This window comes from Pseudomonas sp. JC1203 (assembly GCF_056175065.1).
Genome location: NZ_JBWCAM010000009.1, coordinates 214797 through 225678, shown reverse-complemented (window position 1 = coordinate 225678; position 10882 = coordinate 214797). Strand labels below are relative to the sequence as shown.

Sequence of the window (10882 nt, the reverse complement as noted above, 5' to 3'; positions counted from 1 at the left end):
GTGGCGCTGCCGGACGCAGCCTTCGGCAGCTGCTACGCGAGGCGGTGTTCGCGAAGCCCTGTAGCAGCTGCCGCCAGGCGGCGTCCTGGGCTTGCACCGTGGTGCTGCCGGACGCAGCCTTCGGCAGCTGCTACGCGAGGCGGTGTTCGCGAAATCCCGTAGCAGCTGCCGCCAGGCGGCGTCCCGGGCTTGCACCGTGGCGCTGCCGGACGCAGCCTTCGGCAGCTGCTACGCGAGGCGGTGTTCGCGAAATCCCGTAGCAGCTGCCGCCAGGCGGCGTCCTGGGCTTGCACGGTGGGGCCGTCGGACGCAGCCTTCGGCAGCTGCTACGGGGGCGAGGGTGTCAGGGTTTGCCGGACAGGTCGGCCATGCCCTTGAGCAGTTCGATGGGCAGCGGGAAGACGATGGTCGAGGTTTTGTCGCCGGCGATGGCGCTCAGGGTCTGCATGTAGCGCAGTTGCATGGCGCCCGGTTGGCGGCCGAGCATTTCGGCGGCCTGGGCGAGCTTTTCCGAGGCCTGCAGTTCACCCTCGGCGTGAATCACCTTGGCGCGGCGTTCGCGCTCGGCTTCGGCCTGCTTGGCAATGGCGCGCACCATGGACTCATTGAGGTCCACGTGCTTGATCTCGACGTTGGCCACCTTGATGCCCCACGCGTCGGTCTGCGCATCCAGCACTTGCTGGATGTCCATGTTCAGCCGTTCACGCTCGGCCAGCAGTTCGTCCAGCTCATGCTTGCCCAGCACCGCGCGCAAGGTGGTCTGCGCCAGTTGGCTGGTGGCCATCAGGTAGTCCTCGACCTGAATGATGGCTTTCTGTGGGTCCAGCACACGGAAATACAGCACGGCATTGACCTTGACCGACACGTTGTCGCGGGTGATGACGTCCTGGGGCGGCACGTCCAGCACCACGGTGCGCAGGTCGACCCGCACCATCTGTTGCACCACCGGAATCAGGATGATCAGCCCCGGGCCTTTCACCTGCCAGAAGCGCCCCAGCTGGAACACCACGCCGCGCTCGTATTCGCGCAGGATGCGGAAGGTGGACAGCGCCAGCAGGAACAGCACCACCAGCACGGCGGCGTAGCCGATTTCAATGAACATGGTTCACGCTCCCGTGGGCGGTTTCGCCGCGGCCACTTCCAGCTGCACACCACGGCGGGCGAGCACTTTCACCTGCTCGCCCTGCTGCAGCGGCGCGTCGCAGCGAATCTGCCACTGCTCCCCCTGCAACTGCACCCAGCCTGCGCAAGCGTTGTCCGATTGCAGCGCCGACACCTCGGTCACCTTGCCCACCAGTTCACTGTCGCCACCCACCGGCCGACGCCTGGCGGCGCTGATGGCCATGGCCAGCACCGTGATCACCAGCACCACCGCCACGGCGGCCATGGCCAGCAGCAGTGCGCCTGACACGGCAATGTTGGGCCCTTGCGCATCCACCAGCACCACCACGCCCAGCAACAGCACCACCAGCCCACCTACACCCAGCACGCCATAGGTAGGCAACAGCGCTTCGATGGCCAGCATTACCAGGCCGAAGAAAATCAGCCCAACTGCCGCCTGGTTGACGGTCAGCACAATCACCGCGCCCACATGAACCTCCGGGGTTGCCCCTCGACGTCAGCGTCAAAATTACCTTTAATAAGAGTTTAGTTTACCCCGAGGGTACCCACATGGAATCGCCCAGCCATAGCCTGCCGGCCCTGTTCGATCAGTTGGGCCTGGCCTCCTCGCCGGTAGAAATCGAACGTTTCGTCACCAGCCATTCGCCTCTCAAGCCGGGCCTGAAGTTGCATGAGGCGTTCTTCTGGACGCCCGCTCAGTCAGCGTTCCTGCGCGATGAAATCCTGGAAGATGCCGACTGGGCCGAAGTCATCGACCAGCTCAACGAGTTGCTGCACAAGGTGCGCTGAACCTGCCGCTTATCCGCTACCGCCGAGCTTTTGACATTCGCGGGCAACAATCGCCGCAAGCTGTCCTATGCTCTGATTTATCGGGTTCCTGTGGTCTGTTCATGACCGCGCGGCGGTACTCACGCGGATTCTTTCAGTCATCACTGGCCCCGGGTCAATGGGATGATAATAACTATGAAAGATTCCTATGCTCCTGGCTTCTGGTGCGCCACCACAGCGCTCGGATTGATTACTGCCACCTACTTCTACGGGGTCGTTCAGGCCCACCAAATCGAGCAGGCCCTGGTCTTCTTCAATAGCGCGCTGGGCCTGATCGGCGTGCTGGCGATGGCGGTGCTGGCCTGGTCGGCCCACGAAAACGCCCAGCTGAAAAAGCGACGAGAAACCCAGGGCCACACCCTGGTACGCATCTGGGACACCAAGGTTGCCCTGCGCAAGGTCGAAACCGTGTTCGACCGTTATTTCTGGGGCAGCTACTGGCAACCCGGGCGCACTTTCCAGGAGGTGATGGGTGACCTGGCGGGCACGCCGCTGGAGAAATCCCTGGAGGCGCTGAAGCTGCAGTGCCAGGAGCTCGACGAAGAGATCCACGACAGCCAGTGGCACTGGCTGGACAACGCCCGCGAGCTGTCCACCGTGGCCACTGCGCTGGCGCGCCAACGCTACCTGCTGGACTTCTGCGACCCGCGCACCACCATCAAGGGCGGCGCGGTGGTGGACCGGGAGATGGAGACGCTGGTGTACACCTGGTCAGCCCGGTTGCGTGCGTTCGATCACCAGCTCGATGAGCTGGAGACCGAATATAACGTGTGATGCCTGACGCGGCCTGTGGCCGCTGCTACAGGACGGGGTCCGTATTGACGTTATCGCGACGTCATTTTGTTACCGGTTTGTAGCAGCGGCCGCAGGCCGCGTCCGGGGTTCAGAACTTGTAACTCAAGGTGGCCGCCACGTTGCGCTCCTCACCCACGTAGCAGAAGTTCAGGCTGGCGCAGGTGGCCACGTATTTCTCGTTGGTCAGGTTGTTGGCGTTCACCCGCAGGTCCAGGCCCTTGAGCCCCAGCTTGCCCAGGTCGTAGCCTACCGACGCATCGTAGAGGGTATAGGCCGGCACCTTCATGGTGTTCTCGGCATCGGCCCAGCTGTAGCCCACGTACCGCACGCCGGCACCCAGGCGCAGGCCGTCCAGCGCGCCGTCGCTGAACTTGTAGTCCGCCCACATCGAGGCCATCTGCCGTGGCGCCTGGGTGGGCGAGTTGCCCTTGTTCTCGATGACGTTGTCAGCGGTACTCAGAGTGCTGATCATCGACTTGGAATATTTGAGGTCGGTGAAGGTGTAGCTGCCCAGCAGCTTCAGGTTGTCGGTGAGCTGCAGGTGCGCCTCCAGCTCCACGCCCTGGGAACGCACGGCGCCGATGGCGCGGTAGAAGTTTTCCTGCGGCAGTTTGGTGGCCAGGTTCTCCTGGTCGATGCGGAACACCGAGGCGGTGTAGAGGTTGTCCGAGCCTGGCGGCTGGTACTTCAGGCCGGCTTCCCACTGGGTGCCGTCGGTGGGTGGCAGCGGGTTGCCGCTGGCGTCGGAGTAGGAGTTGGGGTTGAACGACTCCGAGTAGCTGAGGTACGGCGCGATGCCGTTGTCGAACAGGTAGAGCACGCCGGCGCGGGTGGTCAGTTTGCTGCGCTCGTCACTGATGGTGGTGCCCAGCGGGCGGTTGTATTCGGCGATGCGGTTCTCATCCGAGGTCTTCACCCAGTCCTGGCGCACGCCCAGTGAGAAGCGCCATTTGTCCAGCTCGATCAGGTCCTGCAGGTACACGCCGGTCTGTTGCAGGCGGCGCAGGTAGCTGGTGGGGCTGTAGTAGCTGATGGTGGAGTTGCCATATACCGGGTTGAATGCATTGATTGGCGCCAACGAGCCGCTGGTCCAGTCGACCACGGTCTTGCGGCGCTGATAGTCCACGCCCAGCAGGGTGGTGTGCTTGGCGGCACCGGTGAAGTACTCGGCCTGCAGCATGTTGTCGATGATGAACGAGTGCAGTTTTTCGCTGGCGCCCGAGTAGTAACGGTTCAGCTCATTGCTGCTGGGCGATACCCAGCCGTAGCCGTACACCTGGTCCAGGTCGACCTTGGAGTCCAGGTAGCGGAAGTTCTGCCGGGCGGTGAAGACGTCGTTGAAGCGGTGCTCGAACTGGTAGCCGAACGACTGCTGGTCGCGGCTGTAATGGTCCACGCCCGGCTCGCCCTCGAAGAAGTGTTCGGAGATGCGCTGGCCGTTGTGCTGGTGCAGCAGGCCGTCGGCGGGCAGCCCGCCGTGGTAGCCGCCCTCGGGGTCGTGCTGCAGGTAGGCCTGCAGGGTCAGCGAAGTGTCTTCGTCGAAGTCGATGCTCAGGGTGGGCGCGATGGCGTAGCGCTTCTCTTGGTTGTGATCGAACTGGGTGTCGGCTTCGTGGGTGAGGCCGGTCACGCGGTAAGCGATGCGCTTGTCGTCATCCAGCGGGCCGCTGAAGTCGAAGCCCACGCCGTGCTGGCCCTGGGTGCCGACGGTGGCCTGGATCTCGTGGTAGTCGTCGTACAGCGGCTTCTTGGTGGTCAGCGCCACCAGGCCGCCAGGCGAACTGCGACCGTACAGCACCGACGATGGGCCTTTCAGAATGTCGACCCGCTCCAAAAAATAGGGGTCGATCTGCATGGTGCTGTAGGTGCCGCTGTCGCCCATGGACTTGAGGCCGTCGATGTAGATGTTATCCACCGAGCCGTCGTTGAAGCCGCGCATGGCCACGTAGTCGTAGCGATGCGTGGCGCCGTAGGGGTTGGTCAGCACGCCGGGGGTGTAGCGCATGGTCTGCGACACAGTCTGCGCGCCTTGATCGTCCATCTGCTGGCGGGTGACCACCGACACGCTTTGCGAGGTTTCCAGCAGAGCGGTACTGGTCTTCGTGGCGATCTGGCTGTGGGTGGCGTTGTAGCCGTCGGTGCTGCCCAGCGCGTTGCCCAGCGCGAAGCCACGCACATCGGTGGACGGCAGGGCCATGGCCTGGTCCTGGGCAGTCTGCAGGATGAAGCTGTTGCCGTCGGCGCTGCTGGCGCGCAGGCCGCTGCCGGCCAGCAAGGTGCTCAGGCCCTGCTCGATGCTGTAGCTGCCGTGCAGCCCGGGGCTTTGCTTGCCCTGGGTCTGCTCCGGAGTGGCGGCCAGGGTGATGCCAGCCTGGCGGGCGAACTGGTTCAGTGCGTCCCCCAGGGTGCCGGCGGCGATGGCGTAGCTGCGGTTGGCGGCCTGGGAGGTGCTGGCGTCTGCGGCATGGGCCGCCAGGGGCAGGGCGGCCAGGCCCATGGCGGTGGATAGCAGCAGGGAAAGTGCAGGGGTTTTGCCGGTCATGGTGCGGTTCCAAAGGGGCATGAACAGGTTGATTACTGTCCAAGCCGGTTGGCGCGGCGAAACCCGCCAAAAAATCTTTCCGGTGGTCAGGCCGCTTCCAGCTGCACCCAGAACCGCGTGCGGGTGCGTACCTGTACCGGCAGGGTCCGTGGCAGCAGGGCCAACAGCGCGTCGGTGTCGGCAAGGCGGAATACGCCGGACAGGCGCAGGTCGGCGATCTCGCTCGCGCACCCCAGGTAGCCGCGGCGGTAGCGCCCCACTTCCTCAAGGAACGCCTGCAGGCGCATGTCGCGGGTGACGATCAGGCCGTCGGCCCAAGCGCCCATGTCCATGTCCGGGTGGGTGACAAGGCGCAGGCCCTGGTGGTCCAGCTGCCAGCTCTCGCCAGCCTGCGCCCACGTCAATGCGCTGCCTTGGGCGGGGTAGATCGCCACCTTGCCTTGGGTCACGCTCAGGCGTGTGCAGTCGTCCTGCTGGCGCACGATGAAGCGGCCTTGCGGCGCTTCGAACAGGCCGTCGCGATTGCTCACCTGGAAAGGGCGCGCATCGGGCTGGCAGCTGATCATCATTTCGCCATGCCTGAGGCTGACCAGCCGTTGCCGGGCGTTGAAGCGAAGGTCGGCGGCGCTGTGGGTATTGAGTTGCAGTTGTGAGCCATCAGGCAGCTTGAAGCGGCGCTGCTCGCCGACGCCGGTAGCGAAGTCCGACGACCACTGTTGCCATTGCTCAAGGTCACGGCCCAGCCAGCCCGCGCTGCCCAGCAGTGTTACCACGCCCAGCAGTTTCAGCGCCTGGCGCCGGCCCAGGCGTTGGGCGCTGGCCTCAAGCGCTTGGCCGGCACCCGGTACGGCGCGGTAGTGGCTGGCCATTTCCTGGCTCATGGCCTGGAGGCGCTGCCAGGCCAGCTCGTGGCGCTGGTCGGCGGCGCGCCAGTCGGCGCACTGGCGTTGCAGGCGCGGGTTGGCGCGTTCGTTGCCCATGCGCAGCATCCAGTCGATGGCCTGGCGCACCATTTGCGGGTCGGGAGCGGCGCCCGGTTCAGTGTTCATAGCGCAGCAGATAGCAGTGGTAAAGCGCATCGGCGACGTAACGTTCCACCGAGCGCAGGGAAATGCCCATCTGTGCGGCGATGTCTTTGTGCGCGATGCCTTCGCACTGGGACAGCAGGAATGCCTTGCGCACTTTCGGTTTCAAGCCGTCGAGCAGCCGCGCGATGCCTTCCAAAAGCTCCAGCAGCAGCGCACGGGTTTGCAGGCACGGCACTTCGGCGGCAGGCAGATGGGCGATGGTTTCCAGGTAGGCGCGGTGCAGTTCTTCGCGGCGCCAATGGTCGATCACCAGGCCGCGGGCGATAGTGCGCAGGAACGCACGTGGTGCGCTCAGCTCCAGGCGTTCGGTGCGCTGCAGCAGGCGCAGGAAAGTGTCTTGCGCCAGGTCCGCAGCATCGGCGGCGTTGCCCAGCCGGCTCCGCAGCCAGGCATTGAGCCAGCCGTGATGGTGATGGTAGAGCGTGTGCACGGCATTTTCTGGGGAGGGCATGAGGCTGCACTGCGCGAAACTGCATGAATGATAATTAGTCTTATTTTCATGAAGCTTTGCACATTTTGCAACAACCTGGCGTTGAGCAGCTGTTGTGGGAGCTGGCTTGCCAGCGATCTGTTGAGGCGTGAAAAACTCGCCGGCAAGCCAGCTCCCACAAAACACAGGTTATTCGAGCAACGTGCGGGCATTGCTCATGGCGTCATCGGCAAAACCCTGCAGGAACTGCTGGAAGCCGGGCAGGGCCTGCGCGCCGCCCTGCGCGGGTTCGCCCTGGATGGTCCACAGCGCCCGCGACCTGCCCGGGCCGTCCTCGAACACCTCCATGGAGGCCCACAGGTTGCCGATGTCCAGGGTGGTATAGATAAGGCTCCAGGTCATGCGCCGCGCCTGGCTGTCATGGCTATTGAGCTGCTCGACGACGATGTTCTCGCCATCGGCGAAGTGCTTGATGCGCAACGAGCGGGGCCCAGTGCCCAGCATGTCGATGCGTGCCAGCGCTGGAATGAACGTGTGGAAACCGGCGAAGTTGCCAACCAGCGCCCACACGGCGTCGGCGTCGGCATTAATCGCCACTTCGGCGCTGACGGTGCAGCCCTGGGGGTGGCGGACCAGGGTATCGGGTACGAGTGCGTTCATGGTGCTTCTCCTGGGGGTGGGATGACTCAGATGAACTGTATTTCCTTCAGGTATGCGCAACCCTTGCGCAGCAGCGCCGGGGTCTTGCTGGGGTAGCGCTCGCCCATGCGCTGCACGCCGTCGCGGGCATTGCCGTGGTCGATGCGCGAAATGTCGCCGATGTCTTCCTCGAAGCCGTCCAGGTAGAAACCCAGCACGCCGAATAATGCGTTGTCGGCATCCACGCGGCCCAACTGCTGCTGCCACTGGGCCACGCTGACCAGCTCGAAGTCGCGCCCCGCCTCGCGGAAGGCCGCCACGTAGCTGGCCCAACTCAGCGGCTCGGGATTGTGCAGGTTGAATACGGCGTGGCCGGCCTGGTAGCGGCTGCTGTGGAAAGCCAGGAAGCGCGCCAAGAAGTCCACCGGCATGAGGTCGAAGTTCAGGCTCAGCGCCGGCACCTGGCCCAGTTGCAGCGAGCCCTTGAGCATCAGCATCAGCCGGTTGCGGTGCGGCTGGCACACGCCGGTGCGGCTGTTGAAGGTGATGTTGCCGGGGCGGTACAGGTTGGCCCATACACCTTGCTCGCGGGCGCGCTGGAGGATGCGCTCGGCCACCCACTTGGACAGGTTGTAACCGTTGCGGATGTAGATGGGTGGGGTATCGGCGGGCGGCTCTTCCAGCACATTGCCGTCGGCATCGATGACGCTTGAGGCCGAAAGGGTCGAGACGAAGTTGAAGATTTTCTTGCTGCGCCCCTCGCACAGGCGCAGGCAATGGAACACTGGTTCGACGTTGCTGGCCGCCAGTGCTTCGTAGTCGAGCACGTGGTTGACCACTGCGGCGTTGTGGATAAGTGCACCGTAGCGCTCGTCGATGTCGGCATACACGGCGTCGCTCAGGCCCAATTGCGGCCGGGTGATGTCGGCGGCATGCACGCGCACGCGGCTGAGGTCCAGGTGCTGCAGGCGGTTTTCCATCAGCGCCTGGGCGAAGCGTTCGCTGGCGCTGAGCCCCGGCTGCTCGCGCACCAGGCACGCCACCTCGGTAGCGCCCCAGGCCAACAGGGCTTCGACGATGTGCACGCCGAGGAAACTGTTGGCACCGGTGACCACTACCTTGTGCACATCGCCCAGGCGGTCCATGCCCAGCGGTGTGATTGGCAGTTCGCGGAAGGCGTCGCTCAACGCTTGTGGGCTGACCTGCCGCACCTGGTCCTGCACGCCTGCCACCAACTCGGCCAAGCGCTGCAGGGTTGGCTGTTCAATGAAGCGGTTGATCGAGATACCCGTGCCAAAGCGCTCGCGAATCTGCAGCAGCATCTGCGACAGCAGGATCGAATGGCCGCCCAGGTTGAAGAAGCTGTCCTGGGTGCAGATCTGCTCGCCAGGCAGCTCGAGCAGTTCGCTCCACAGCTGCAGCAGCTTGGCTTCGGCGGAATTGGCCGGTGCCTGGCGCGGTTTGTCCCGGGCTGGCGCCTGAGGAATGGCCAGCAAGGCATGGCGGTCGATCTTGCCGTTGGCGGTGGCCGGCAGCAGCGTCAGCTCGCTGTAGTGCAGCGGGCGCATGTAGTCGGCCAGGTGGGCCTGGGCGTGGGCCGCCAGGTTTGCCAGCGCCTTGGGCTGGCGCGGCTGGGCGACGAACGCCAGCAGGCGTTTTTGTGCGTCCACCACCACTGCCACCTGGCCGAACTGGCCGCTGGCGCGCAGGCAGTGCTCTACCTCCTCCGGCTCCACGCGAAACCCGCGGATTTTCACCTGGTTGTCGCGGCGCCCGCTCAAGGCGATGCCATCGTTGCACCACTGGCCGATATCACCGGTGCGGTATGCCGCCAGCTGCTGGTCACCGGGTAGCGTCAGGGTGACAAAGCGTTCGGCAGTCAGCGCTGGATTGTTCAGGTAACCAAGGCCGACGCCAGCGCCGGTGATGTACAGCTCCCCCACGGTTTCGTCGGTTACCGGCCAGCCGTCCTCGCCCAGTATCAGCACCTGGGTATTGGCAATCGGGGCGCCCAGTAGCCGTGGGTTATCCCCCGGCTGCATGCGGCGGGTGGTGGCCAGGATGGTGGTTTCGGTGGGGCCGTAGATGTTGTGCAGCTGGCAGCGGCCGGCGAAGGTTGCCAGTGCCGCCGGTTCGCAGACATCGCCGCCGGTTACCAGGTGCTGCAGCGTGAGTGGCTGGTCGCTGGGCAGGATGCTCAGCAGGGCGGGCGGCAGAAACGCGTGGCTGACCTCCAGGCCATTGATCAACGCCACAAGCTGGGCGGGGTCGCGGCGTTGATCCTCGCTCGGCACCACCAGGGTGGCCCCGGCGATGACCGTGGGCAGGATGTCCAGCAAGGACGCGTCAAAGCCGATGGTGGAGAACTGCAGCACGCGGCTGCCCGCCGCCAACGCCACGTGGCCGCGGTACCAGGCCTGGAAGTGGTTGAGGTTGGCGTGGCTGAGCAGCACACCCTTGGGCTGGCCGGTGGTGCCGGAGGTGTAGATGGCCACGGCGGCGGCATTGCATTCCGGCAACCGGTCGAACAGCCGGCTGTGCGTGCCTGGCGCCAGGCCATCGACCTGCAAGGCCGCCATGCCGTCTGCCTGGAATGGCGCCGCGCCGCTGTGCAGCAACAGTGTGGCGCGGGCATTCTCGGCAATGGTTTGCAAGCGCCGGGGCGGGTGGCTGGGGTCCATGGGCAGGAACACTGCGCCACTACCCAGCACTGCCAGCAGGGCGGCGTACAGCGCAGGCGATTTGCCCAGGCATACGCCGATCACCGGCGCCTGTGCAGCCCCAAGCCAGGGCGTCAGGGCGCTGCGCAAGGCCATGGCCTGCGCGTGCAGTTGCTGGTAGCTCAACGTGCCATCGCGCCAGTGCAGGGCCGGCCGCTGGGCATGCCGCAGCAGGCTGGCCTGCAGCTGCTCCAGCAGCGGCGGCTGGGCGCTGTCGAGCAACGCTTTTCGCGCGGTGTGGTTGAAGGCATGTTCGTAGGCCAGCGCTTCCAGGGCCACCAGCCCCTGCTGACCGGCCAGCGCCGCAGCGTCGCAGGCGGGCCAGCGGGAAAAGTGTTGCGGGTCACGGGAAAGGCGGCTGACCTCAAGCGTCAGCCGCTCGACAAGGCTCTCGATTGCCTGCGCGCACAGCGCCGCGCCGTTGCCGCTGGGCGGCGCTGCCAGCGCCTGGCAGATAATCAGCCGCTGGGCCTGGGCGCTGCCCGCCCAGCATTGCCATTGCACCTCGGGCAGTTGCCCTGCACCCTTGGCCAGGCTGACGCGCAGGCCCAGGTGCAGGCAGCGGGTGGCGGCAGGCACCACGGCGCTGCCGTCCTCGATCAACAGGTCGGCGGGGCCGCCACCTTCATCCACCAGGTGACCGTACTCGCGCAACGCGCTGCCCAAGGCCTGCAAGGCCCGGCTGGCACCACACAGGATGATCTGCAGACGTCTCATG

At 65.2% G+C, this 10882-nt stretch carries 9 protein-coding genes; 2 read left to right on the top strand and 7 right to left on the bottom strand.

Going from position 1 to position 10882, the window contains the following annotated elements; all coding sequences use genetic code 11:
* Positions 1-343: 343 nt before the first annotated feature.
* Entirely contained in the window at positions 344-1102 is a 759-nt protein-coding gene (locus AC0SZ7_RS15895; protein WP_475505271.1) for a slipin family protein, read from the bottom strand.
* A 3-nt stretch (positions 1103-1105) separates the two neighbouring features.
* Positions 1106-1591 carry an NfeD family protein gene (locus AC0SZ7_RS15890; RefSeq protein WP_475505270.1) on the bottom strand — a complete coding sequence of 162 codons (486 nt, stop codon included), beginning with the start codon at positions 1589-1591 and terminating at the stop codon, positions 1106-1108.
* Positions 1592-1671: 80 nt separating this feature from the next.
* Here AC0SZ7_RS15890 and AC0SZ7_RS15885 point away from each other — a divergent pair, with 80 nt between their 5' ends.
* A complete protein-coding gene (locus AC0SZ7_RS15885) occupies positions 1672-1911 on the top strand; it encodes a DUF2789 domain-containing protein (RefSeq protein WP_475505269.1) in 240 nt (79 codons plus the stop codon).
* Between the two features lie 174 nt (positions 1912-2085).
* Positions 2086-2724 carry an NADH:ubiquinone oxidoreductase subunit N gene (locus AC0SZ7_RS15880; RefSeq protein ID WP_475505268.1) on the top strand — a complete coding sequence of 213 codons (639 nt, stop codon included), beginning with the start codon at positions 2086-2088 and terminating at the stop codon, positions 2722-2724.
* A 109-nt stretch (positions 2725-2833) separates the two neighbouring features.
* Here AC0SZ7_RS15880 and AC0SZ7_RS15875 read toward each other — a convergent pair whose 3' ends face one another.
* From AC0SZ7_RS15875 to AC0SZ7_RS15855, 5 genes are all read right to left on the bottom strand, one after another.
* The gene (locus AC0SZ7_RS15875; protein WP_475505267.1) at positions 2834-5287 is read right to left on the bottom strand and encodes a TonB-dependent siderophore receptor; all 2454 of its coding nucleotides are present in this window, start codon (positions 5285-5287) and stop codon (positions 2834-2836) included.
* An 86-nt stretch (positions 5288-5373) separates the two neighbouring features.
* Positions 5374-6336, bottom strand: a complete 963-nt coding sequence (locus tag AC0SZ7_RS15870) for a FecR domain-containing protein (protein WP_475505266.1) — start codon at positions 6334-6336, stop codon at positions 5374-5376.
* Positions 6326-6826 (bottom strand): sigma-70 family RNA polymerase sigma factor, encoded by a 501-nt coding sequence (locus AC0SZ7_RS15865; protein ID WP_475505265.1) that lies wholly within the window; start codon positions 6824-6826, stop codon positions 6326-6328. Before AC0SZ7_RS15865 ends, AC0SZ7_RS15870 begins: the two co-directional genes overlap by 11 nt.
* Positions 6827-6994: 168 nt before the next feature.
* Positions 6995-7465, bottom strand: a complete 471-nt coding sequence (locus AC0SZ7_RS15860; protein WP_475505264.1) for an SRPBCC family protein — start codon at positions 7463-7465, stop codon at positions 6995-6997.
* A gap of 26 nt (positions 7466-7491) precedes the next feature.
* On the bottom strand, positions 7492-10881 hold the full coding sequence (locus tag AC0SZ7_RS15855; protein ID WP_475505263.1) for an amino acid adenylation domain-containing protein: 3390 nt from the start codon (positions 10879-10881) through the stop codon (positions 7492-7494).
* Between the last annotated feature and the right edge of the window lies 1 nt (position 10882).

Coding starts and splice junctions, on each gene's coding strand:
- AC0SZ7_RS15895 (WP_475505271.1), bottom strand. CDS start 1,102: ATGTTCATTGAAATCGGCTACGCCGCCGTGCTGGTGGTGCTGTTCCTG.
- AC0SZ7_RS15885 (WP_475505269.1), top strand. CDS start 1,672: ATGGAATCGCCCAGCCATAGCCTGCCGGCCCTGTTCGATCAGTTGGGC.
- AC0SZ7_RS15880 (WP_475505268.1), top strand. CDS start 2,086: ATGAAAGATTCCTATGCTCCTGGCTTCTGGTGCGCCACCACAGCGCTC.
- AC0SZ7_RS15875 (WP_475505267.1), bottom strand. CDS start 5,287: ATGACCGGCAAAACCCCTGCACTTTCCCTGCTGCTATCCACCGCCATG.
- AC0SZ7_RS15870 (WP_475505266.1), bottom strand. CDS start 6,336: ATGAACACTGAACCGGGCGCCGCTCCCGACCCGCAAATGGTGCGCCAG.
- AC0SZ7_RS15865 (WP_475505265.1), bottom strand. CDS start 6,826: ATGCCCTCCCCAGAAAATGCCGTGCACACGCTCTACCATCACCATCAC.
- AC0SZ7_RS15860 (WP_475505264.1), bottom strand. CDS start 7,465: ATGAACGCACTCGTACCCGATACCCTGGTCCGCCACCCCCAGGGCTGC.
- AC0SZ7_RS15855 (WP_475505263.1), bottom strand. CDS start 10,881: ATGAGACGTCTGCAGATCATCCTGTGTGGTGCCAGCCGGGCCTTGCAG.